Source organism: Saccharothrix sp. ST-888, from assembly GCF_000955975.1.
Classification (GTDB): Bacteria; Actinomycetota; Actinomycetes; order Streptomycetales; family Streptomycetaceae; genus Kitasatospora.
Genome location: NZ_JYJF01000011.1, coordinates 27,990 through 51,882, shown reverse-complemented (window position 1 = coordinate 51,882; position 23,893 = coordinate 27,990). Strand labels below are relative to the sequence as shown.

Sequence of the window (23,893 nt, the reverse complement as noted above, 5' to 3'; positions counted from 1 at the left end):
AGTCCGACAATCCTTACTGCATAGCCATGGCATACCGCCCGGACCTGCGCAAAGATGCTGCGCGATCGGTGGCGTGGACACAACGTGTGTGCACAACATCGCGACTGAAGGGACGGTCGGCCCGAGATGGCTGAGCTGAGTCGTAGGAAGTTCATGTCGCTGTCCGCCAGCGCGGCGGCGAGTGCGGCGGTCGCCGGGTCGGTGGCCGGCGGCGCCGCGTCCGCCTCGGCGGCCGGCGGCGGTGCGGGTCTGGGCAGCACCGGTACCATCACCGACGCCCGGCACATCGTGATCCTGATGCAGGAGAACCGCAGCTTCGACCACTACTTCGGAACGCTCAAGGGCGTCCGCGGGTTCGCCGACCGCAGTGCCATCCAGATCGCCGGCGGCTACAGCGTCTTCAACCAGCCGAACGGCCTGTTCTCCCGCCAGTACCCGTGGGCCTTCAACCCCGCCAACTCGGGCCCCTCCTCCGGTGCGGAGATCAAGGCCCAGTGCAACGGGGACCTCTCGCACGCCTGGTCCGACCAGCACAAGGCGTGGAACGGCGGCAAGATGGACTCCTGGGTGTCCGCCAAGGGCACCGTCCGCACGCTCGGCTACCTGCAGCGCTCCGACATCCCGTTCCACTACGCGCTGGCCGACAACTGGACCATCTGCGACGCCTACTTCTGCTCGGTGCTCAGCGCCACCGGTCCCAACCGCACCTACCACTGGAGCGGGATGATCGACCCGGCCGGCAGCGCCGGCGGGCCGGCGTACGACGGCGGCGACGAGAAGGGCCTGCGCTGGCAGACCTACGCCGAGGCGCTGGAGAACGCCGGGGTGAGCTGGAAGGTCTACCAGAACGCCGCCGACAACTTCGGCGACAACGCCCTCGCCTACTTCAGCCAGTTCGCCAACGCCCCGGCGGGCAGCGCGCTCGCGGTCAAGGGCATGGGCTCCGTCCCCAAGGCCACCGGCAGAACCCCGGACGACATCGCCGCCGCCATCAAGGCCGACGTCCTGGGCGGCACGCTCCCGCAGGTCTCCTGGATCGTCGCCGACCAGCAGTCCTCCGAGCACCCGTACGCCACGCCCGAGGACGGCGCGCACTTCGTGCACATGGTGATGGACGCCCTGAACGCCGACCCCGACGTCTTCAACTCCACCATCCTGCTGCTCAACTACGACGAGAACGACGGCTTCTTCGACCACGTCCCGCCGCCCACCGCCCCCGCCGGGACGCCCGGTGAGTTCTACAACGGCACCAACATCGGGCTCGGCTTCCGCGTCCCGCTGATAGCCATCTCGCCCTGGAGCCGGGGCGGCTGGGTCAACTCCGAGGTCTTCGACCACACCTCGGTGCTGCGCTTCCTGGAGCAGTGGACGGCCGCCATCGGTGCGCCCGCCAAGTGCGCCAACATCAGCGACTGGCGCCGGAAGGTCTGCGGCGACCTCACCGGCGTCTTCGACTTCGCCAACCCGGTGTACGGGATGCCCGCACTGCCCGACACCTCGCAGACCATCGGCCTGGCCACCTGCGGCCCGCAGTTCAACCCGTCGCCGAGCAACAACGCGTTGCCCCTGCAGGAGCCCGGCAGCCGTCCGGCCCGCGCCCTGCCCTACCAGCCGAACGCCAACCTCGACCACCTGGAGTTCGGCTCCGGCGGTGTGATGAAGGTCTGGTTGAAGATGGCCAACGAGGGCGCGGCGGCAGTGAACTCGGCGCACTTCGCGGCCTACGCCAACGCGTACCGCAGCGGCGGCCCGTGGCAGTACACGGTCGACCCCGGCGGCAACCAGAGCGACTTCTTCAACTGCGGCACCAACTTCGGCAACGGCCCGTACGACCTGAGCGTCACCGGACCCAACCGGTTCCTGCGCCGCTTCAAGGGCGACGCCACCAAGCCCGGCAAGTCGGTCACCGTCACCGCGTCCTACGCGGACGCCCCGGACACCGGCCTGCCCGCGATCTGGTTCAAGCTCGACAACGCGGGCAGCGCCCCGGTCACCTTCACCGTCGCGCCCAACGCCTACCGCACCGACGGCCCCTGGACCTACACCGTCCCGGCCGGCGGCAGCACCAGCGACTACTTCAACGCCGTTGCCTACACCAACGGCTGGTACGACCTCACCGTCACCGTCAGCTCCGACCCGACCTTCTCCCAGCGCTTCTCCGGCCACCTGGAGACCGGCACGCCCAGCGTCTCCGGTTGACCCGCACCGAAAGCGGCCCCACCCGGGTGCACCGGAAGCCCCCGACCCCAGGGACGGATGTCCTCGGGGCCGGGGGCGCCCGTCGTCGTGGGCGTCCAGGGCTCCGGGTGCCGCAGCGTGGTGACCATCTCATGATCCGTTCGTTTGCCACCGGGGCGGACTCCGGTCCGCCGGACAGCATGAGCCCCCGGGACGGACCGGGAGAGTGGGGTGGCCCGGTGGCCGGTCGGACACGGTTCGAGGAGCAGCGGACGGACGGTGCGCCGCCTTCGCCCCGCCGACCGGGGTGTCCGGCCACCCCTCGTCACGAGAGAACCGCCATGCCCGGTATCCGCACCGCCAAGTTCGCCGCGCTGCTGGCGGGCGGCGTCCTCGCCCTCACCCTCGGTGCCTGCGGCGACACCGTCTCGTCCGGCCGCACCGGTTCGCCGTCGACGGCCGAGCCGACGGTCCCGACGGCGGCGTCCGCCCCGGAGCAGCCCTTCGGGCCCGCCTGCCCCGCCGAAGCCGGGAGGGGCGGCGCCGGATCGGACCCGGTGGTCACCGCCGCATCCCACATCCCGCAGCTCTCCATCCTGGTCGCCGCCATCGGGACCGCCGGACTGGCGAACACCCTCGACTCGGCCCAGGCGGTCACGCTCTTCGCGCCGACCGACGACGCCTTCGCCAAGCTGTCCGAACCCGAGCTGGCCGCGCTGCTCGCGGACCGGGACGAGCTGGCCAGGGTCGTGGCCTACCACGTCGTCCCCCGCCGGGTCGCCCCGACCGCGCTCGCGGGCGCCCACCCGACGCTTCAGGGCGGTGATCTCGTGGTGACCGGCGCGGTCGACGACTTCACGGTGAACGGCGGTGCCCAGGTGGTCTGCGGTGACATCGGGACCGCCAACGCCACGGTCTACCTCGTCGACACCCTGCTGGTGCCCCCGGCGCGCTGATCGCCAGCGCCCCGAGGCCCCCGCGCCCCGCGCCCTCCGACATGCGCCCCCGCAGCCCCGGTGCCACAGTGGTCGCAGCCCATCGTCCATCGCATCCCGAGGAGGAGACATGGGCCTCAGGGACAAGTTCCACGACAAGGCGCAGGAGCTGAAGGAGCAGGCGAAGGCCGCCCTCGGTGACAAGCCCGAGCAGGCGTCGGACGCGCTGTCCGACAAGTCCGCGAAGGCCAAGCAGAGCGCCGAGGACACCGTCGAGCAGGGCGAACAGGACCTGAACGACACCGACAAGCCGTGGTGACCCGAGTTCGCCGCGACGGCCGGGGCGGTCCCGTTCCGGGGCCGCCCCGGTGGCATGCGCGGCGGCGTAGTGTGACAGTGAGGGAAGCCCATCGTCCGATCGGACGCTAGGAGGAGACATGGGCATCTTGGACAGGCTCCGTGGCATGGCCCACCAGCATCACGAGGACCCGGCGCAGCGCGCTGCCATTGCCCACGACGAGGCCGCCGACGCCTACGGCGACAAGGCCGAGAAGGCCCGCGAGCAGGCCCGGCGGGCGGCCGAGCTCGAAGAGCAGGACGCCAGGCGGGCGGCGGACATGACCGCCGAGGGCGATCCCTGGGACTGATCGGCCCACGGGACTGATCAACCGGCGCGCAGCGGGGCGTGCCCCACCGGACAGGGCACGCCCCGCTGCGCTGTGCGCTGCTCAGCGCGGCGGCAGGGGCGGTCGGCGCAGGTCGGGCCGTGCGACGTCGGGCGGCGGCGGTACGGAGGCGGGGGCGTCCTCCAGCAGGTCCATCGCCAGCCGGACGGCGGTGACCAGTTCGGTGTGGTTGCCCCTGGCCCAGTCGTGCGGGGAGCGCAGCACCTGGACGTCCGGGTCGACCCCGTGGTTCTCCACCGAGAAGCCGATCCCGCCGGTGAACCAGGACGCGTTCTTCGGTACCGAGATCGCCGTCCCGTCGCCGAGCACATGCCTGCCGGTCATCCCGACCACCCCGCCCCAGGTGCGGGTGCCGACCACCGGGCCGATGCCGAGCAGTTTGATCGCGGTGATGATGACGTCGCCGTCCGAGCTGGTGGCGTGGTCCGCGAGCGCGACCACCGGCCCGCGCACCGCGTCCCTGGGCCAGCGGACCGGCTCCCTGCCCCGGCTGAAGTCCCAGGCCATGACCCGGCGGCGGAGCTTCTCCAGGACGAGTTCGGAGACGTTCCCGCCCGCGTTCCCCCGGACGTCCAACACCACGGCGGGGCGGTCGAGTTCGCGCCGCAGGTCGCGGTTGAACTGGGCCCAGCCGGAGCCGCCGAGGTCCGGGATGTGCAGGTAGCCGCACTTGCCGTCGCTGAACTCCCGTACCAGGTAACGGCGTTTGATCACCCAGTCCTGGTAGCGGATCGGCCGCTCGTCGGACAGCGGGGTCGCCGCGATCCGCCGCACCCGTTTCTGCGGGCCGCAGCGGAAGGTGAGTTCGACGGTGCTGCCGCCGGTGCCGGCCAGCAGCGGGCCCACGCCGCGCATCGGGTCGGGCGGCCGCCCGTCGACGGCCAGGAGCTCGTCGCCGTCGCGCAGGCCGAACCCGGCGAGCGGGGCGCGCGCCCTGGGGTCGGAGGACTCACCGGGCAGGATGCGGTCCACCAGCCACCGTCCGTCCGGCGCGCGGTGGACGTTGGCGCCGAGCAGGCCGAGCGGCTGCTGGACGGGCGCGGGGCCCTCGCCGCGCCGTGCCGGGGTGACGTACGCGTGCGAGGTGCCCAGCTCGCCGGCGAGTTCCCGCAGCAGGTCGGCGAAGTCGTCCGGGCTGGCGATGCGGTCCAGCAACGGCTCGTACTGCGCGACCAGTTCGGGCCAGTCCAGGCCGCACATCCCGGCGTCCCAGAACTGGTCGCGGACGATCCTGGCCGCCTCGTGGTACGCCTGCCGCCACTCCGGTCCCGGGTGCACGGTGTGGGTGATCCTGCGCAGGTCGACGTTCAACGGCGGGGCCGGTGATCCGATCTGGTGCAGGGTCAGCGCCCCTCCCGAGTACACCGAGACGGCGCTGCCGTCGCCGGAGACCGAGAAGCCGTCCAGCCGGTCCACCACGGTGCTGCGGGTGCCGTGGGCCAGGTCGAAGTACTCCAGTGCCGGCCGGCCCGAGAGATCGGCCGGATTGGTGAAGGTCTGCCCGAGTGCCCCGGAGATCGGCCAGCGCAGCCAGACCACGCCGCCGCGCACCGCCGCCGTGGCCGAGTACTTGGAGGCGATCACCGGGAACGGCACCAGCCGGGAGGCCAGCCCCGACGGGTCCACCCGCACCGTGCCGTCGCCCTGCGCCAGGTCCGGGTCGAGCCCGACCGGGGGCCGCCCCTCGGCCCGCGAGGCGAACGGGGACGGGGTGTCGGCCGCCAGCGGCACCAGGTAGGGGCGGCAGCCGAGCGGGAAGGACATGTCGCCGGTGTGCACGTCGTGCACCGGGTCGAAGCCGCGCCAGGACAGGAAGACCAGGTAGCGGCCGTCCCGGGTGAACGCGGGGTGCTCGTCCTCGAACCGCCCGCCGGTCACGTCGATCACGTGCTCCGGCGCGTCCACCCGGGCCAGCTTGATGCTGCGCAGCGAGCGGCCGGCGGCCGGCTGCGACCAGGTGAGCCAGTGCGAGTCCGGCGAGAAGGACGGGCTGCTCACCGGCCCGTACGAGGAGGCGGCCACCTGGCGGACGGTGCCGTCGGCGGTGGTGACCAGCAGCAGCCGCCCGTCCGAGGTGGCCACCGCCAGGGTGTGGCCGTCGGGGGTGGCCGCCAGTTCGATCACCCGGCCGATCCGCCCGGCGGCGATCCGGCGCGCCTCGGCGGTGAGCGGTCCGTCCGGTCGGTCCGGGCCGTCCGGCCCGTCGGGGCCGGCCGCCGTGCCGCCGCGCGTGGGCAGTGCGGCCAGCTCGACGGCGTCCGCGCCCTCGGCGTCGGTCACCCAGGCGACCTGGCCGGTGTGGCCGAGCAGGACCGGCAGCCTGGTCCGGACGCCCGGCGTGTCGGCGAGCACCCTGGTGGGACCGTCCCGGTGGCTCAGCCAGTACTGGCTGCCGCGCACGGTGATCACCCCGGCCCGGCCGGTGGTGTCGCAGACCAGGTCCTTCACCTGGGTGGCGGTCGTGACCTGGTAGGGGCGGCGCCCGGCCCGCGAGCCGCCGAGCGGGACCTCCAGCCGGCGCGGCTCCGGGGTGTCCAGGCTGTCCAGCAGCCAGAGGTCGCCCGCGTGCTGGTAGACGATCCGGGCGCCGTCGGTGGCGGCCTCGCGGGCGTAGTAGGTCGCGTGGTCCGTGTGGCGGCGCAGGTCGGAGCCGTCCGGGCGGCAGGAGTAGAGGTTGCCGACACCCTCGTAGTCCGACAGAAAGGCGATTCTGGGGTCGTCGGGCCCGCCGACCGGCATGGGGGAGGCGAGGTGGCCGGGGTGGTCGGGCAGCAGCTGGGTGCGGTCCAGCCAGAGCCGGCCGGTGGCGCCGCCCCGGTAGCGCTTCCAGGCGGCGGGTTCGTGCGGGGCGGCGGCGGTCAGCAGCACCGTGTGCTCGCCGCTCACCTGGGCGTCGTTGACCGGGCCCCAGGGCATCCGGTGGCCAGGTGAGCCGTCCGGTGGCAGCGCGTGCGCCCAGGTGTAGTGGCCGAACGGCTCGTGGTACGAGGTCACCGCGAGGATCTCGCCGTCCGGCAGCCAGCCGCGCACCCGGGTGTCCTGACTGCCCCAGTACGTCAGCCGGACCGCCTCGCCGCCGGTGGTCGGGGCGGTCCAGACCTCGGGGGTGAGGGTCTGCCAGCTGGTCCAGGCGATGGTGCCGCCGTCGGGGGAGAGCCGGGGGTGGCTGACCCTGGTCCGGTCGCAGCTGATCCGCCACGCCCGGCCGACCGTGCCGTCGGCGAGGAGCGGGGCGGCCCAGACGTCGTCCTCGGCGGTGCAGGTGAGCAGCCCGCCGCGCAGATGGGGGTACCTCAGATAGCCGGGCGCAGTCACCACTCCATGCTTCGGTGGGCTGCGGCGGCCCGCAACCCGGGCTGCTCCCCGTGCCCCGCCGGGTGGACAGAGTGCCAGAACGCCACCGCGCCCCGGCCATTGACACGTGATACGGGGCTTCGCTTCAGTGGTCTAGTCCACACGGGAGGCGATGCGCTCCCCGCCGACCCCACCGGCGCACGGACACCCCCACGTATCGAGGCAGGAGCATCCCCCACATGCGAACTCCCCGAACCACCCGCCCGCCGGCCGGCCGGCGCCTGGTCGCGGTCGGCACCGCCTGGGCCCTCGCCGCAGCCGGTGCCGTCGCAGTCGGCTTCGGCCTGGCCCCCTCCGCCGCAGCGGGCGAGTACCTGGCCAACGGCGGCTTCGAGAGCGGCGCCCTCGCCCCCTGGAGCTGCACCGGGAACACCGGCAGCGTGGTCACCGGCCAGTCCCACAGCGGCAGTTACGCCCTCGCGGGCGCGGCCTCGGCGAGCGACACCGCGCAGTGCTCACAGACCGTCGCCGTGCAGCCGAACACCACGTACACGCTCAGCGCCTACCTCAAGGGCTCGTACGTCTACCTCGGGGTGGACGGCGGCACCAGCACCTGGACGCCGGGGACGGGCGGGGCGTACCAGCGGCTCTCGGTCGGCTTCACCACCGGCGCCGGCCAGACCAGTGCGACTGTCTACACCCACGGCTGGTACGGCCAGGGCACCTACTACGCCGACGACGTCTCCCTCGACGGGCCGGGCGCCCCGAGCCCGCCTCCGACCTCCCAGCCGCCCACTTCGCAGCCTCCGACCTCCCAGCCCCCGACGTCCCCGCCGCCCAGCACGCCACCGCCCGGCAGCGGTCTGCCGCCGCACGCGCTGGTCGGCTACCTGCACGCGAGTTTCGCGAACGGCTCCGGCTACCTGCGGATGGCCGACGTACCGGATGCCTGGGACGTCATCGACCTCGCGTTCGGCGAGCCGACCTCGGTGACCTCCGGGGACATCCGCTTCAACCGCTGCCCGGCCACCGAGTGCCCGGGGGCCGAGTCGGATGCCGACTTCAGGGCCGCCATCGCCGCCAAGCAGGCCAAGGGCAAGAAGGTCCTGCTCTCCATCGGCGGTCAGAGCGGCGAGGTGCGGCTCACCACCGCGGCCGCCCGCGACACCTTCGTCAGCTCGGTCTCGGCGATCATCGACAGGTGGGGCCTGGACGGCCTCGACGTCGACTTCGAGGGGCACTCGCTCTCGCTCGCCACCGGTGACACCGACTTCAAGAACCCGACCACCCCGGTGATCGTCAACCTGATCTCGGCGCTGAAGACGCTCAAGGCCAAGTACGGCCGGCAGTTCGTCCTGACCATGGCCCCGGAGACCTTCTTCGTCCAACTCGGCTACCAGTACTACGGATCCGGTCCATGGGGCGGCCAGGACCCGCGGGCCGGGGCCTTCCTGCCGGTCATCTACGCACTGCGCGGCGACCTCGACCTGCTGCACGTCCAGGACTACAACTCCGGCTCGATCATGGGCCTGGACAACCAGTACCACTCGATGGGCGGCGCCGACTTCCACGTCGCGATGACCGACATGCTGCTCAAGGGATTCCCGGTGGCGGGGAACACCGGCAACATGTTCCCGGCCCTCGCCCCCTCGCAGATCGCCGTCGGGATGCCGGCCAACAGCTACGCGGGCAACGGCTACGTCAGCCCCACCGAGGTCGACAAGGCCCTCGACTGCCTCACCAAGGCCACCGACTGCGGCAGCTACGTCCCCCGCAGCGGTACCCAGCCCGACCTGCGCGGCCTGATGACCTGGTCGATCAACTGGGACCAGTACGGCGGCCAGGAGTTCTCCCGGAACTTCCACGGCTACTTCGGCTGAGCCGCAACGACCGAAGGCCCCTCGCTGCTGCGAAGGGCCTTCGGTCTGTCGGTGCGCCGCCAGGGACTCGAACCCCGGACCCGCTGATTAAGAGTCAGCTGCTCTAACCAACTGAGCTAGCGGCGCCTGCTGACGAAGAGAACATTACCTGGTCAGCGGCCGAAATCTCCAATCGGCCCGACGCGCCCCGCCTGCCCGGAGACGCCCGACCCGAGACACCCGCCCGGCCGCGTCCAGCTCGAAGATCGATGCCGGCAGCTCCGTCGTCCTCGCCTCTCGGCCGGCGGTCGGTCTGCAAGGTGAAGCGGACTTGAGATCAAGCGCGAATCCCGGCCGGACGAACCGGCCCGACGAACCAGCCGGACGATCGGGAACGACGGTTTGTCACATTTATGCTGAGTCGGTGACCCAACTGTCGCTGCTGTTCGTGGTCCTGCTCGCCTCGGTCGTCACCATTCCGCTGGCACGGCGGACCGGCGTGCCGCAGCCCGTGCTGATGACGGTGATCGGGCTCGTGATGGCCCTGGTGCCGCAGATCCCCAATGTGAAGGTCGAGCCGGAGCTGATCCTGCCGCTGGTGCTGCCGCCGCTGATCTTCGCGGTGGCCAGACGCTCCTCGGTGCGCTACTTCAAGGCCAACATCCGCTCGATCCTGCTGCTCGCCGTCGCCCTGGTGGTCGTCACCACCACGGCCGTCGCGGGCGTCTTCCACTGGCTGGTGCCCGCCCTGCCGGTGGCCGCCGCGGTCGCGCTCGGCGCCCTCGTCTCCCCGCCCGACCCGGTCGCGGCGGTCGCCGTCGCGGGCAGTATCGGCCTGCCCCGGCGACTGGTGGCGGTGCTGGAGAGCGAGGGCCTGTTCAACGACGTCACCGCGATCGTGATCTACTCGCTGGCCATCGAGGCGGTGGTCAGTGGCGACTTCTCGCCCACCCACGCGGCGCTGCGCTTCGTCCTCTCCGCCGTGGTCGCCGTGATCGTCGGCATCGCACTCGGCTGGCTCAACACCAAGCTGGCCGGCATGCTGGCCGACCCCACCCAGCAGGTCGCGCTCAACCTGCTGGTCCCGTTCGCCGCGTACGTCCTGGCCGAGGCGGCACACGGTTCCGGCGTGCTGGCCGTGGTGGTCTGCGCGCTCTACCTCGCCGACCGGGCCGCCGACGCCGACGAGGTCGCGTACCGGCTGGTCGGCAACGCCTTCTGGGAGATCGTCGAGATCCTGATCACCGGGGTCGCCTTCGGCCTGATCGGGCTCGAACTGGCCACCGTGCTCGCCGACGTCAGGGGCAGCTGGCGCGGCATGCTCGGCGACACCGCCTGGGTGATCGCCACCGTGGTCCTGGTCCGGCTGATCTGGCTGCTGCCAGCCGCCTGGATCTCCCGGCGGGTCAGCCACGGCGAGGAGGACACGCCGATCAGCTGGCGGGAGACCGTGGTCCTCTGGTGGTCGGGGATGCGCGGGGTGGCCACCGTCGCGCTGGCACTCGGTATCCCGCTGCTGCTGAACGACGGCCGGGACTTCCCCGGACGCAGCGAGATCGTCTTCGTCGCCTTCGGCGTGGTCCTGTTCACCCTGCTGGTCCAGGGCCTCACCCTGCCGGCGCTGGCCCGGCTGCTCAGTCTGGACGCCGGCCACGACCGGCACGAGCAGGCGGTCAGGGAGATGTGGTGGCGGGCGGCGAGGGCCGGCCTGCACCGGCTGGCCGAACTGGAGGAGGAGCGCCGGCTGCCGCCCGAGATCACCGAGCGGCTGCGCGAGCGCCAGCACGACCGGCTGGCCAGGCTCTGCCCGGAGAAGTACGAGCAGGAGGAGGCCGCCGAGTCGCAGCTGCGGCTGAGCCAGTGGCGGGCCGCCGCCGAGGTCGAGCAGGAGATGATCGCCGCCTCCCGCCGTGAGGTGCTGGCGGCCCGGGGCGAGGTCGGCGCCGATCCGGAGATCGCCGACCGGGTGATGCGGGGGCTGGACCTGCGCTCCCGGAGCACCTGAGGGCGTGGCGGACGGCGCAGGTGACGCTGTCCGGGACGGTGTGGCCAAGGCGCAGGTGACGCTGCGCCAGGCGAGTGGGCCGGACGCGTAGGCTTTGCCGGGGCAGGCCGTCAACGGAGTCGGCGCACAGCACCCCGTACCGCCAGACCCTCGCGCAACCCTCCCCGCTGGGCCCTGCCGGTATCTGAGAAACCGGATGAGTCAAGGAGCAACCAATGACGGAGAACCCTGTCGGCGGCCGTACCCCGCTGGACCGGCTGCCGCAGTGGGCGGCGCTGGCCAAGCACCGGGAGGAGATCGGGCAGCAGCACCTGCGCGGGCTGTTCGCGGCGGACCCGGAACGCGGCAAGCGCTACGCGCTCCAGGTCGGTGACCTTCGGGTGGACTACGCCAAGCACCTGATCAACGACGAGACCCTGCGCCTGCTGCGGGAGTTGGCCGAGGTCACCGGTGTCGCCGAGCTGCGGGACGCCATGTTCCGCGGCGAGAAGATCAACATCACCGAGCACCGTGCCGTCCTGCACACCGCCCTGCGCGCCCCGCGCGGCGCGGTCATCGAGGTGGACGGCGAGAACGTCGTCCCGGGCGTGCACGCCGTGCTGGACAAGATGGCCGCCTTCGCCGACCGGATCCGCTCCGGCGCCTGGACCGGCCACACCGGCAAGCGGATCAGGAACATCGTCAACATCGGCATCGGCGGCTCCGACCTGGGCCCGGCGATGGCCTACGAGGTCCTGCGCTCCTACGCCCAGCGCGACCTGACGGTCCGCTTCGTCTCCAACGTGGACGGCGCCGACCTGCACGAGGCGGTGCGCGACCTGGACGCCGCCGAGACCCTGTTCATCGTGGCCTCCAAGACCTTCACCACGATCGAGACCATCACCAACGCGACCTCGGCCCGGAACTGGCTGCAGACCGAGCTGCGCAGCGGGCTCGACGCGGTCGCCAAGCACTTCGTGGCCCTCTCCACCAACGCCCAGGGCGTCGCCGACTTCGGCATCGACGTGGAGAACATGTTCGAGTTCTGGGACTGGGTCGGCGGCCGCTACTCGTACGACTCCGCGATCGGCCTCTCGCTGATGATCGCGATCGGCCCGGACAACTTCCGCCAGATGCTGGACGGTTTCCACCTGGTCGACGAGCACTTCCGTACCGCCCCGGCCGAGCAGAACGTCCCGCTGCTGCTCGGGCTGCTGGGGGTCTGGTACGGGGCGTTCTTCGACGCCCAGTCGCACGCCGTGCTGCCGTACTCGCACTACCTCTCCAGGTTCACCGCCTACCTCCAGCAGCTGGACATGGAGTCCAACGGCAAGTCGGTGGACCGCCAGGGCAACCCGGTGGCCTGGCAGACCGGCCCGGTGGTCTGGGGCACCCCCGGCACCAACGGCCAGCACGCCTACTACCAGCTGCTGCACCAGGGGACGAAGGTGATCCCGGCCGACTTCATCGGCTTCGCCAAGCCGGTCGCCGACCTGCTGCCCGGCTTGGTCGCCCAGCACGACCTGCTGATGGCCAACTTCTTCGCCCAGACCCAGGCGCTCGCCTTCGGCAAGACCCCGGAGGAGGTCGCGGCGGAGGGCGTCCCGGCCGAGCTGGTGCCCCACAAGACCTTCAGGGGCAACCACCCGACCAGCACCATCCTGGCCGCCGAACTCACCCCGTCGGTGCTCGGCCAGCTGGTCGCGCTGTACGAGCACAAGGTCTTCGTCCAGGGTGCGATCTGGAACATCGACTCCTTCGACCAGTGGGGGGTCGAGCTCGGCAAGGTCCTCGCCAAGCGGATCGAGCCGGTGCTGCTGACCGGTGAGGGCACGGAGCAGCTGGACAGCTCCACCGCAGCCCTGGTCGAGGGCTACCGTTCGCTGCGCGGGCGCTGACGGACCGTTCCGGGTGGGCCGTCCACAGCGGGCGGCCCACCTCGGGGCACCGTGCAACCGGAGAAACGCCGAAGGCCCCTCGCTGCTGCGAGGGGCCTTCGGCCGTCTGTGCGCCGCCAGGGACTCGAACCCCGGACCCGCTGATTAAGAGTCAGCTGCTCTAACCAACTGAGCTAGCGGCGCCTGCTGACAGAGAAGACTCTAGCAGTGCCCTCGGGTGGAACCAAAATCGAATACGGTCCCGGGCCGGGTCGAGACCGCGGCTCGGCACCGCCCCCCGTGTGCCGGTGGCCTCAGGCGGAGGGCAGCGGCTCCAGCGGGCTCTCGGCGCCCGTACCGGCGGAGGACCACGGCTCACGCCCGGTGTGCGGGCTGCGTGACCGTGGCGGCACCGAGAGCTGTGCGTGGGCCGGCGGGCGCGGCGGGGCGGCGGCGACGGCCGCCGGGCCTCTGGAGGCGCGGACGCAGGCCCAGAGCACCGTGGGGGCGCCGGGCAGCCAGGGCTCCCGGGTGTCCGGCGCCACGATCCAGCGACCGGCACCCTGGCCGGGGGAGTCGGGCGCGTCGACCATCCGCTGCACCGGCGGGACCGTCACCGCGTCGCCCGCGCCGTGGCAGAGCAGCGGCGGTACCTCGCGGGCCCACTCCTCCCAGGCCAGCAGCGTCCGCAGCCGGGCCGCCGCGCCCGGCTGGACGAAGACCAGAGTGCGGCCCCGGTACAGGGCCACCGGCCCACAGCCCGGGCCGGACGCCCACAGCTCGTCCAGGACCTTGCGGCCGAACAGCGACGGCATGCTGATCACGTCGAAGACCCGGCCGCAGGGCAGCACCGACGGCGCCCACGGCCGGGACTCCCACAGCGCACGCATGCTGCTCGGATACTCGCTCGCCGAGGCCAGCCACGCCTCGCCGGCGACCGTGACGTACTCAACCGATTGATAGGTCCAGATGTCCACGTGCAGCAGCGTGGCGCGCGGCCCGTGCCGTACGGAAGAAAAGCCGCATTCACCGGACAGCTCCGAGACCGGGGGCGTACCCTTCCCACCCGCATATGCCACTGGCGACCCGCGGACCCGCCCGGCGGGCGTCTGCCCAGGGGTGCGCGGAGCCGTGCGCGCCGCCGCCCAGCAGGGCGGAGTCCGGGCCCGCCGCCCCCGTGCCCCCGCAGGGGTCAGTGCTCGCCGACGGCCTGCTGCCGCAGCAGCGTGCGCCCGTACTCGACCATCCGGGCCGCGTAGTCCGGCGTCCAGTCGGCCCGGTCGGCGATCTCGACGGGGGAGAGCGCGTCGAAACGGCGGGTGTCGGCGAGCTGCGCCGCCGCTATCGCCTGGAAGTCGGTGGCGCGTTCGGCGGCGACTCGGAACGCCAGGGTCAACTCGGTCGAGCGGCGCAGCAGTTCGGACGGGTCGTCGATCGACTCCAGGTCGAAGAAGCGCTCCGGTTCGGGCTCGTCTGCCTGCGGCTCGAAGAGCAGCTGGGCCGGGCGCAACCGGCGGACGGGGGTGCCCGGACCCGGTGCGGCCGATTCGGCGGGGCCGCTCGGGGAGTGCTGGCCGCTCTGGCCGGAGACCGGCGAGTGGCGATCGGGCATGGGGGGACACCTCCGGGGTGACGGGGTCGGTTGCTGCCTCGGGGCATGGGCGGCCGGTATGGGCCACCGGTATCGGCCGCCGTCCATTGTCACTCGGCGGCGGCCCGTAGCGGAACGGTGTGAGAGCAGAGCGCTATTCCCGGCCCGCGCGCCGGGGTGGCGGACCAGGGGCGGCAGGTCGGACGGTTCACCACGGTGTGCGTCCGCCCGGCCACGCTGCGCCGCAGCGGCCCGAAGCGCCGGCCGCGCGCAGGGCGGCGGAGCCGGTACCCGCAGAGCACCGCCCGGTGGCAGGTCCGGTTCACAGCCGGACCCGGTGCTCCTCCAGGTGTTGCAGCATCCGGTAGTTGGCCTCCCAGCCGTCCGGGAACTTGACGGTGACGCCGAGCTGGACCGGCTCGGTCGCGGGGTGCTCGTCCAGGACCTCGGCGATGCCCGCGCGGGCGACCACGATGCAGGCGTGCCGGTGCCGGGAGGCGAGCACGCACAGTCGACCGGTCTCCAGGTGGAAGGCGGTCGCGTCGGGCCGGCCGGAGAGCGGGTGGAGTACGACGGTGACGTCGTACTCCCGGCCCTGCAGCCGGTTCGCGGTGTCCACCGTCACGGCGGGCCCGGCGGCGGGGTCCACCGGCACACCGAGCCCGGCCAGCGCTGCGCGGACGGCTGCGGCCTGGTCCCGGTGCGCGGTGCCGACCGCGATCCGGCCGGGGGTGAGCGGAGCGGTGCCCTGCTCGGAGTGTGCGGTGAGGCCACGCTCCAGCAGTCGCCCGACCGTCGAGGCCACGGCGGCGACGGCCTGCGGGTCCGTCCGCACGGTGTGCCGGGCGGGCAGCTCCAGCAGCGCCCAGCCGTGCTCGGCGGCCTCGTCGATCGCCTTGTCGAACGCCGAACCGTCCGACGCCGCCGATGCCGTCAGCCGCCGCTCGCCGGGCCCGGTACCCGAGCGGAACGGCGCGTACGGGTAGAACGCGGAGGAGATCAGCGGCGCCGCCGAGGCGGGCAGCCGCCAGGAGACCGGCAGCCGGTGCGGCTCGATCTCCGGGTTGTGCGCGAGCAGCGTGACCACCGCGCTGCTGGACGGGTCGTACGAGAGCCCCGCCCACTGGTCCGTGCCGACCACCGTGAACGGGTCCAGCTGACCGGGGTCACCGACGAACAGCGCCCGCTCGAACAGCCGGGCCACCGCGAGCAGGGCGTCCGAACGCATCTGGTACGCCTCGTCCACGATCGCGTGCCGCCACGGCGCCTCCGCCTTCACCCACTGCCACTTGGCGGCCGTGGAGATCACCACGTCGTGCTCCAGCAGGGCGCCCACCTTGTCGGACGGGGTGACGTTGGCGTGCCGCAGCGCCTCGGGCGAGGGGCGGGAGTCGCTCGCGTGCAGGCGGCCGATGCTCAGCTCGGGGCCCTTCTCGGCCAACCTGGCGACCAGGTCGTCCACCTGACTGTTGGTCTGGGCGACGATCATCAGCCGCTCGCCCGCGCCGACCAGCTCCTTGGCGGCCTTCACCACCAGCGTCGACTTTCCGGCGCCGGGTGGCGAGTCCACCACCACGCCGCGTGGCGCACCGGGAGCCGGGCGGACGGTGGCCGCCAGGATCCTGGCCACGGCGGCATCCGCGGTGGCGCCGGGGGAGGCGGGCGGTGTGGTGGGGACGGTTGTGGTTGTGGTGGCGATTGCGGGGGCCGGGTCGAAGGCGCTCGGGTCGAAGGTCATGGTGCTGGTCATTCCCACTCTTCGGCAGCGGTGAGCGAATGATCGGCGGCGCCCGGCGGGCCACCGTGTGTCCAAGGGGTGTCGTCCGGCTCGGGCAGCGGGGCCGACTGACGCGGCGTCAACTCGAAGAGGGTGAAGACGATCCGGTCGCCGGGCTCCGGCAGACTGCCGGGCTCGGGCTCCTTCTTCCGGCCCATCCCGGACAGCAGCCGGACCGTGACGGTGCCACCGGCCGGATCGGATTCGACGATCACGGCCTTCTGTGCGGATGGCCCTCCCCCAGCCTCCGGCCGGGGGGACCCCCCTGCCCGGTGCACCTCGCGGCCCGGATCGGCGTGCGGGCGGTCGGCGGTGCGGACGGTGACCAGCGGGCGGGGCTTGGGCGAGCGGCCGGAGGTGTCGTAGTCCGGCGTCACCTCGACCACCGTCCCGGCGAACGCCTCGCCCGCCAGCCGGTGCTCGGCCATCGCGAGCGGATCGTCCAGCGCCTCCTGGACGTCCAGCCTGGCCTGCTCACGCTCGCGCTGGGCCAGCTTGCGGGCGGCGGTCACCGCGTCGTCCTGCTTCGGCTGCGGCGGCTCCCCGGCGGCGAGCCGGTCCCGGTGGCCGGTGTAGGACCAGCGGTCGGACTCCCAGCGCTCGCCGAGATGGGCGGCCGGCGGCAGCGCGTACAGCAGGTCGAGGCCGCGCCAGACGTCCTCCCAGGTGGGCAGCAGTGCCTGCGAGAGGACCGTGTGCAGCTGCTCTGACGCCTCGTCGGCCTGGAGCCTGGCCTGCTCGACCCGGGCGGCGTGGTCGGGGTGCTCGGCGTGGGCCGGCCCCTCCTGCAGTGCGGCCAGCGCGGCGAGGGCGGCGTCGTGGCGGGTGATGGCAGGGGCGAGCAGCAGTTCGTCGAAACGCGGATCGGTGACCGGGCCGGCCGGCGGGTGGGTGAGCCGGCCCTGTGCGTCGCGCTCGGTCTCCGCCAGCAGGGCGGTCTCGGTGCCGGTCAGGCCGGGGCGCGGGAAGTGCCAGGCCAGCTGGGCGGCCAGGTGCTGGTCCTCCAGGTGGCTCTGCCCGGTCGCCCAGTGGCGGGCCAGCAGCGCCGTCATCGGCAGCAGCAGGCTGGACCCGGGCACCTGGGCCCGCTCGGTCAGATGCGTCAGCCAGCGCCCCAGCAGGGGAACCCGGGTCGGCGCCGGGTACGGGCCCGGGTCGGCGTCCTCGGCGGTGCGGCGGAACCGGGTGGACCGGCCGAGCAGCGCCAGATGCCGGACGGACGAGCCGTTCGGAACGATCAACTGGGGAGCGTCCGCGCAGAGTTCACGCAGGACCTGGGTCTTCTCGCCGGTCGCCGGGTCCGTCGTGGAACCCTCGATCTGCTCGACCTCGCCGCCGAAGGACTCCAGGTAGGGGAGCAGGTCGGCGGCGACCCGGGCCAGGAAGTCGAAGCGCTGGGTGCGGTTCAGCGGCTGCGGCACGATGTGCAGCCGCGGCGCCGACCGGTCGGTGCCGAGCAGCACGGCGAGCGGCGCGCCCGACTCGCCGGCCGCGGCGAGCGGGACGACCACCATGGGCCGCTCCGAGAGGTGCCGGTGCCGCACCGTCGCGAGCGGCTCGGCCCGCCCGCTGCGGACGGCCTCCAGCCGGGCCAGGGTGCTCAACAGGCTCATCGGACGGACTCCCCGGCGGCTCCGGCCCGGTACCCGGACGGGGGCGTGGACGAGCGGCGGGCGGACGGGTGTGCGGGCGGGGGCGGCGACGGGGTCATCCGGTGCTCCTGCCCAGGGCCTCGGCGCGCAGCGCGGCAGCGTGTGCCAGCCGGGCGGCGGCCTCGGTCTCCTCGGCGCTGTCGGCGTCACCGGCGGGGCCGGGGCCGCCCGTGCCGCGTCGGGTCGCTGCGGCCAGCGCCTCGGTGACGGTACGCAGGCTGCCGAGCTCGCCCCGCACACCGCGACCGAGCTGCTCGACCGAGCCGGCGCAGCGGGCCTGCGCGCGGCAGTGGAAGCCGAGTTCGCAGCTGGAGAGGCAGTCCGGGCGGTAGGTGGCGGGCAGCGCCTCGACCGCGATGGCCAGCTCCTCGGTGGGGCGGGTGGGGCTGCCCGCCTCGTCCGGCTCCAGGTCGAAGGTGAGGCCGGGCGGCAGCGCGGCCAGCAGCTCCTCGATCCGGGTCAGCCGGGCGAGCTGACGGCGGGTCGTGGCCACCTCGCGCCGGACGTCCACGGCGACGGCCGTCGGCCGGTTGCCGAAGTCCTTCGGGCAGACCAGCAGCACGCTCGACTCCGGGCTGCCGGGCAGCCGCTGCTCCGCGTACGGCGAGTCGGCGGCCGGCCGGCCGGCGGCCGCAGCCGCCGCCTCCTGGAGCGCCAGCACGTACACCGCCGCCTGCCTGGCCGCGGCCCCGACCTTCGCCGGGTCGGCGGAGCCGTCCAGCACGGGGAACGACTTGATCTCCACGACGGTGCACCGGCCGTCGTGGACCACCACGGCGTCCGGCTCCAGATAGGTCGGGCTGCCCGCCACGGTGAGGCGCAGCATCGGGTGGTCGAGCAGGGTCCAGACGCCCGGCGCGGCCGCCGCCTCGGCCAGCACCTCCCGGGTGCGCTCGGCCCGTACGGCCGGGGCGGACCGGGTCAGCAGGTCGGGCACCGCGAGCGCGGTCGCCTCCGGCAGCAGCCCGAGGTGGCGGCGCAGCGGCTCCAGCAGCGCGGCGTAGCCGTTCTCCTTGAGCCGGGCCTCGAAGACATGGCCGCGCGCTATCGCGAACGGCGACTGGCCGAAGGGGGCGGGGTGGCCGAGGCGACCGGCGACGGCCGCCTTGTCCACCCCGGCGGCGTCCAGTACGGCGCGGCGGCGGCAGCCCGGGTTGGCGGCGAGGGCGGCGAGGGCGCGGGCGTCGAGGCTGCGCTGCGGCGCCCGGCCGCGCAGCTCGGAGAGCCGCTGCACCGGCGACTCTGCGTGCCCGATGGTCGAGACGTTCATGGTGCGGCCCAGTGTCGCATCCGGGTCCGACAATTCGGCGCGGCCGGCTGTTCCCGCCCGCCCTCCCGGGCGCACCGCACCCTCGGCGCGGGGTGGCGCGGCGCAGGTCGCGGGCCGGTGCCGGGAGGGCACGAGGCAGTGGGGGATCATGGTTCTCGGCGACTCGATGGTGAGCCCGGCCCGCACCCCACCCTGGTTATCCGCCACCCCAGCTGCGAGGAGTTCCCCCATGCCCGCTCGAATCGTGCTCGTCCGGCACGGCGAGACCGAGTGGTCGGCCACCGGCCGGCACACCGGCCGCACCGACATCCCGCTCACCGAGGAGGGCCGCGGGATGGCGCGCGCGCTCGGGGTCCGGCTGGCGAAGGCGCCGTGGAACGGCCTGCCGGACGCCATCGTCTACACCAGCCCGCTCTCCAGGGCCAGGGAGACCTGCGAACTGGCCGGGTTCGGCGACCGCGCGGTCGACCGCCCCGAACTGATGGAGTGGGACTACGGGCAGTACGAGGGCCGCACCGGGGCCGACATCCGGGCCACCGACCACCCCGGCTGGCTGATCTGGCGGGACGGCGTACCCGGCGGCGAGAAGCTCTCGGACGTGGCCGCCCGGGTCGACGGCTTCCTCGCCGGGCTCAACGACGAGCACGGCACCCCGCACCCCGACACCACCACCATGCACTGCGCCGACCGTGACGTGGTGCTCTTCGCCCACGGCCACCTGCTGCGCATCCTGACGGCCCGTTGGCTCGGCCTGCCGCCCGAGTACGCCCAGCGCTTCAAGCTGGGGACGGCGGCGCTCTCGGTGCTCTCCTGGGAGTACGGGCTGCCCGCCGTGGAGGTCTGGGACGACCTGAGCCACCTCCCGGGCCACTGATCCCTGGGCCGTCGGCCTCCAGGGGCCGCGGCTGCCCCGGATGCGGCTCTTCCGCCGGTCATCGGTGGTGGGAGCGCCGCATCCGGTGAGGGGCCGTGCGACAACCCGCTGCGGAGGCGGGCCGGCGGTCGCGCGGTCCCCCGGCGCCGGGAGTGGCCCCGATCGGCTGGGTGCCCGGGCTCAGGCCGCGACCGCGTTCCGGTACGCCGTCAGGAACTCGGCGACCTCGGCCACCGACCGGTGCGGCCGCAGGTGTTCGGCGGTGTCGGCGAGCATGCTCCGGATCCGCGCGGAGCGGACCTCGCCGAGCAGCGCCACGGCGGCCGAGCCGTGGTTCGCCGCCCCGGCCAGATCCCCCCGGCCGAGCCGGTCGTGGGCCAGCTCGGCGGTGTACAGCACACGGTTCCGGACGAAGTGCGGGTCCTGAAGCGCTATGGCCCGCCCGGCCCGCTCGCTCGCCCGGTCCCACTCGCCCAGGGCGGACCAGCACTGCGCCTCAAGACCGGCGATCTCGGCCTCGCCGAAGAACGACATCCACTCCGGGTCGGCCTCCGACTCGCCCCGGTCGAACAGCGTGTACGCGCGCGCCAGCGACCGCTCGCAGGCCGCCCGGTCCTTGAGCTGGGCCCAGCCGCCGGCCTCGCGCATGGCGAGCAGCGAGAGCAGCCGGTCCGAGTCCAGCCTGCGTGCCGCGGCCTGGCCCGCCTGCGCGGCGCGCAGCGCCTCGCGCGGCCGTCCGGCGTCCCTGGCGAGGAAGGCGCTGTTGCAGAAGACGTGGGCCTCCAGCGATGCGTCGTCGGCCATCCGGGCGGTGGCGAGCGCCTCGGAGTAGAACGACCTGGCATCGGCCAGCCGGTTGGAGTCGTGTGCCAGCCAGCCGACCGAGATGGCCAACTCCCCGGCCCCGGACTGCAGTCGGCGCTCGGTGTCGGCGTTGTACTCACCGTCGTTGAGCAGGACGTACGCGTTCCGCAGCGACTGGCCGGCCAACTCGAAGAGGGTGTCCGCGCCGTGTGCGTCGTCCAGCAGCCGGATGTTCCGGACCGCCTGCTCGACCCCGCGCACCTCGGCGGCACCGACCCTGCGCGGCGGCGGGAGCTGGGTCACCTGCCGGGGCAATCCGCTCTGCGGGAAACCGAGATGGGAATGGCCGGCGAGCTCGGGCCCCGCACCGGTGAGCTCGACGCCGGTCGGCCCGGCGGACATCGACCCGCCTCGGTCGAGAAGCGACCGGGCCCCGACGGAGGCCACGGCCGCGGACGCGGGGGACGTGGGGGGTGCGGGGGATGCGGCGTGGGCCGGCCGGTCAAGGCCGAGCGCTGCCGCCAGGGCGGTCGAGCCGCCGCTCAGGAACGTACGGCGACGCACGTCGTCGTTCTCCTCGTGGGGATGATGCGAATCGGTGAGCAGGAGCAGGCCGTTGGCACCGGGGGCGGGCGGTCGCGGTGCCGCCGCGCCGACGGTGCGGCGGCGGACCGCCGTCCGTGGGGCGAAGCCGAGATCCTGCAGTGAGCGGTCCGGCCACATGTGCCGGAACACCCGCTCGTACGCGTAGTTGGGGCAGCGGATCTCACCGGACTCGACCCGCCCCACGTAGCGGGCGTCGCAGGACACGTGCTCGCCGATCTCCCGGGCGGCCCGCCGGATCGCGGTGGCGAACTCGCCGGGGGAGCGGTCGCCCCGCAGGGTCCGCATCACGGCGTTGGGAAAGGCGGCGTTGGGAACGGCGGTGCCGGGGAGGGTGACGTGGGGCGTGGCGGCGGCAGTCGGCGTGGACTGCGGCCCGCCGGGTCGCTTGGCTGCCATGGTCTGCGCTCCGAGCTCGTGCTGTGGATGTCGCTGTGGGTGTCGCGGCGGGGTGCTGCTGTGGGGTGTTGCTGGGGGATACTGCCGCGGGCTGTTGCCAGGGTGGTTGAGGGGCGGTGGAGTTGGGCTGTTCGGGGCGTGAACTGCGATTGGTGCGAGTCCGGTTGGTGTCGCGGGTGGCCGTTGTGATGGCATGGGGTCGTGGGTCGGACGGGGTGCCCCAGACAGTACCCGGAGTTATGTGGCGGATACGGTGAGTTGCCGGATGATGTACCCTCAATTCCCCATATTTCGGACGTCATTGCCGAGTTCTGCCATGAAATGCCATGGCTTGCTGTAGGCGGCCCCGTGGCCTCGGGTGCACTCTTCGCGTTGTCCTGATACTTGGAAACCCCGGTCCGCGCCCCCACCTGACCCAGCGGCCCGGCTTCCGAACCTGACGAGGTGACAGGAGGGCCGCCATGGCCATCGGATTGCCGCAGTACCGACGGACGGTCGCCGGCGGGGTCGCCCAAGGCCTCGCGCCCGCCCTGCTTCCGGACGGCCCGCGTGGTGCCGAAGGGGCCCGGGGAGCCAGGGCCGCCGAGGGTGTCGAGGGCGGGCTCTCGACCTTCGCCGGGGGTGGCGGCGCGACCGCACCACCCCCCGCGCCGGTCGGCTACGACACGGTCACCGTCGCCGTCCGGCACGGGCTGGAGACGGTCGACATCCTGCGGCTCCGCCGCGCCTGCGGGGCGGTGCTCCAGACGGCGGGCGGCTCCGCGATCTCCTTCCTCGTCCCGGCCGGCACCGCCGATCTCTGGCACCTGCCCGGCAGCAGCTGTACAACGGGGGCCGTGCTGTACCCGCCCACCGATCCGCGCTGGGTGATGCCACCCTCCGGCCCCGACTCCGTGGCCCGGCCCACGGACGCGTGGGTGCTGCGCTCAGCACTCTGCGAAGCCGCCTGCACGCTGACCGCAGGCGGCTTCGGGCCTTTCTGAGGCCGCCCGGCCTCGTGCCGTACCCGCGCCGCGGTGCTGCGACCGCGCTCGCGTCGGAGCCGCTCCACCCGCGTCGCGTCGGTCGCGCGGGTCGTGGACCGAGCGGCCGCCGCCCGGACCACCGCTGCACCACCACTGCAGAGCTGCGCCGCTGCCCGTAGCCCCGGCGATAATGGTCGCCATGGGACGCAGCAACAGGGCCGGCAGGGCTCGTACCGAGACCGAGCCGACCCCCGCCGTCCCCGGCGGATCCTCCGGCTCCGCCCGGACGCACGCCCAGGGCCCGCTGGCCCGCCGGGTGGACTCCGGACTGGCCGAACTGGTACCCGACCGGGACCGTCCGCAGGCCTGGACGCTGCTGGTCGACGGCGCGCCGCAGTCCCTGGTGGACCTGGCCGACCCCGGCTACCTGGGTTTCGAGTACCAGCGTCGGCTCGGCCACCTGATCGACCTCGCCGCCGCTCCCGGAAAGCCCGTCACCGTCCTGCACCTCGGTGGCGGCGCCCTCACCCTGGCACGCTACGTCGCCGCCACCCGGCCCCGCTCGCGTCAGCAGGTCGCCGAGATCGACACCGCGCTGACCGAACTGGTCCGGGCGGAACTGCCGTTGGAGCGCAGCTGGCAGATCAAGGTCCGTGGCGCGGACGCCAGGTCCGTGCTGGAGCGCACCCCGGAGGGTGCGGTGGACCTGGTCATCGCCGACGTCTTCGCCGGAGCCCGGGTCCCAGCGCACTGCGCGACGGTGGAGTTCGCCACCCTCGCCGCCCGGGCCCTGACCCCCGGCGGACGGTACGCCGTGAACATCGCGGACGGTTCGGCACTGCTCTTCGCCAGGTCCCAGGTGGCCACGCTGCGCGCGGTCTTCCCCGAGGTCTGCCTGCTGGCCGACCCGGCGGTGCTGCGCGGCAAGCGGTTCGGGAACCTGATCCTCGCAGCGGCGCAGCAGCCGCTTCCGCTGGACGAGTTGAGCCGCCGGGTGGCCTCGGACTCCTACCTCGGCCGGGTCGAGCACGGCCGGTCGCTGGCCGACTTCACCGCCGGTGCGGTACCGGCCACCGATGCCACGGCAGCCCCGTCGCCCGCCCCACCACCCGGCGTGTTCCGCTGAGCCCCGGCGCGCGCCGATC

The 23,893-nt window shown here is 73.3% G+C and carries 17 protein-coding genes and 2 tRNA genes; 10 read left to right on the top strand and 9 right to left on the bottom strand.

The features are described 5' to 3' along the window. The first annotated feature begins 126 nt into the window (after positions 1 to 126). The 4 genes from UK12_RS06960 (at position 127) to UK12_RS06945 (ending at position 3,760) form a co-directional block, all read left to right on the top strand. A complete protein-coding gene (locus tag UK12_RS06960; protein ID WP_045300731.1) occupies positions 127 to 2,199 on the top strand; it encodes a phosphocholine-specific phospholipase C in 2,073 nt (690 codons plus the stop codon). 320 nt (positions 2,200 to 2,519) lie between these two features. Continuing rightward, the gene (locus UK12_RS06955) at positions 2,520 to 3,134 is read left to right on the top strand and encodes a fasciclin domain-containing protein (protein WP_045300729.1); all 615 of its coding nucleotides are present in this window, start codon (positions 2,520 to 2,522) and stop codon (positions 3,132 to 3,134) included. 109 nt (positions 3,135 to 3,243) lie between these two features. After that, entirely contained in the window at positions 3,244 to 3,432 is a 189-nt protein-coding gene (locus tag UK12_RS06950; RefSeq protein WP_045300726.1) for a hypothetical protein, read from the top strand. Positions 3,433 to 3,577: 145 nt separating this feature from the next. Further along, positions 3,578 to 3,760, top strand: coding sequence for a hypothetical protein (locus UK12_RS06945; protein WP_156178580.1), 183 nt, complete (start codon positions 3,578 to 3,580; stop codon positions 3,758 to 3,760). A gap of 81 nt (positions 3,761 to 3,841) precedes the next feature. Here the strand turns inward: UK12_RS06945 and UK12_RS06940 are convergent, their stop codons facing one another. Next, positions 3,842 to 7,114: a S41 family peptidase gene (locus UK12_RS06940; protein ID WP_045300722.1), complete on the bottom strand. Its 3,273-nt coding sequence runs from the start codon at positions 7,112 to 7,114 to the stop codon at positions 3,842 to 3,844. A gap of 218 nt (positions 7,115 to 7,332) precedes the next feature. On the opposite strand from UK12_RS06940, the gene UK12_RS06935 reads away from it, so the two are divergent. Continuing rightward, the gene (locus UK12_RS06935; protein ID WP_045300720.1) at positions 7,333 to 8,973 is read left to right on the top strand and encodes a chitinase; all 1,641 of its coding nucleotides are present in this window, start codon (positions 7,333 to 7,335) and stop codon (positions 8,971 to 8,973) included. A gap of 52 nt (positions 8,974 to 9,025) precedes the next feature. On the opposite strand, the gene UK12_RS06930 is transcribed toward UK12_RS06935, so the two are convergent. Further along, positions 9,026 to 9,099, bottom strand: a tRNA-Lys gene (locus UK12_RS06930). A gap of 277 nt (positions 9,100 to 9,376) precedes the next feature. On the opposite strand from UK12_RS06930, the gene UK12_RS06925 reads away from it, so the two are divergent. Both UK12_RS06925 and pgi read left to right on the top strand, forming a co-directional pair. Continuing rightward, positions 9,377 to 10,957, top strand: coding sequence for a Na+/H+ antiporter (locus tag UK12_RS06925; protein WP_045300718.1), 1,581 nt, complete (start codon positions 9,377 to 9,379; stop codon positions 10,955 to 10,957). Between the two features lie 215 nt (positions 10,958 to 11,172). After that, a complete protein-coding gene (gene pgi, locus UK12_RS06920) occupies positions 11,173 to 12,834 on the top strand; it encodes a glucose-6-phosphate isomerase (RefSeq protein ID WP_045300716.1) in 1,662 nt (553 codons plus the stop codon). A 109-nt stretch (positions 12,835 to 12,943) separates the two neighbouring features. On the opposite strand, the gene UK12_RS06915 is transcribed toward pgi, so the two are convergent. From UK12_RS06915 to UK12_RS06890, 6 genes are all read right to left on the bottom strand, one after another. Continuing rightward, a tRNA-Lys gene (locus tag UK12_RS06915) sits at positions 12,944 to 13,017 on the bottom strand. A gap of 110 nt (positions 13,018 to 13,127) precedes the next feature. Then, complete coding sequence (locus UK12_RS06910) at positions 13,128 to 13,790, bottom strand: bifunctional DNA primase/polymerase (RefSeq protein ID WP_197084618.1); 663 nt, start codon at positions 13,788 to 13,790, stop codon at positions 13,128 to 13,130. A gap of 215 nt (positions 13,791 to 14,005) precedes the next feature. After that, positions 14,006 to 14,425 (bottom strand): hypothetical protein, encoded by a 420-nt coding sequence (locus UK12_RS06905; RefSeq protein ID WP_231591078.1) that lies wholly within the window; start codon positions 14,423 to 14,425, stop codon positions 14,006 to 14,008. A 301-nt stretch (positions 14,426 to 14,726) separates the two neighbouring features. Further along, on the bottom strand, positions 14,727 to 16,154 hold the full coding sequence (locus UK12_RS06900) for an AAA domain-containing protein (protein WP_082119382.1): 1,428 nt from the start codon (positions 16,152 to 16,154) through the stop codon (positions 14,727 to 14,729). Continuing rightward, entirely contained in the window at positions 16,151 to 17,794 is a 1,644-nt protein-coding gene (locus tag UK12_RS06895) for a membrane protein (RefSeq protein WP_045300714.1), read from the bottom strand. The genes UK12_RS06900 and UK12_RS06895 overlap by 4 nt, the downstream gene beginning before the upstream one ends. A gap of 94 nt (positions 17,795 to 17,888) precedes the next feature. Then, entirely contained in the window at positions 17,889 to 19,103 is a 1,215-nt protein-coding gene (locus tag UK12_RS06890) for a hypothetical protein (protein ID WP_045300712.1), read from the bottom strand. 229 nt (positions 19,104 to 19,332) lie between these two features. On the opposite strand from UK12_RS06890, the gene UK12_RS06885 reads away from it, so the two are divergent. Then, positions 19,333 to 19,977 carry a histidine phosphatase family protein gene (locus UK12_RS06885; RefSeq protein WP_045300710.1) on the top strand — a complete coding sequence of 215 codons (645 nt, stop codon included), beginning with the start codon at positions 19,333 to 19,335 and terminating at the stop codon, positions 19,975 to 19,977. A 180-nt stretch (positions 19,978 to 20,157) separates the two neighbouring features. On the opposite strand, the gene UK12_RS06880 is transcribed toward UK12_RS06885, so the two are convergent. Continuing rightward, positions 20,158 to 21,783: a tetratricopeptide repeat protein gene (locus UK12_RS06880; RefSeq protein ID WP_197084617.1), complete on the bottom strand. Its 1,626-nt coding sequence runs from the start codon at positions 21,781 to 21,783 to the stop codon at positions 20,158 to 20,160. A 461-nt stretch (positions 21,784 to 22,244) separates the two neighbouring features. Between UK12_RS06880 and UK12_RS40960 the strand changes: the two genes are divergently transcribed. Both UK12_RS40960 and UK12_RS06870 read left to right on the top strand, forming a co-directional pair. Next, positions 22,245 to 22,766 carry a hypothetical protein gene (locus UK12_RS40960; protein WP_052681658.1) on the top strand — a complete coding sequence of 174 codons (522 nt, stop codon included), beginning with the start codon at positions 22,245 to 22,247 and terminating at the stop codon, positions 22,764 to 22,766. A gap of 181 nt (positions 22,767 to 22,947) precedes the next feature. Continuing rightward, positions 22,948 to 23,874, top strand: coding sequence for a spermidine synthase (locus UK12_RS06870; RefSeq protein ID WP_197084616.1), 927 nt, complete (start codon positions 22,948 to 22,950; stop codon positions 23,872 to 23,874). Positions 23,875 to 23,893: the final 19 nt, after the last annotated feature.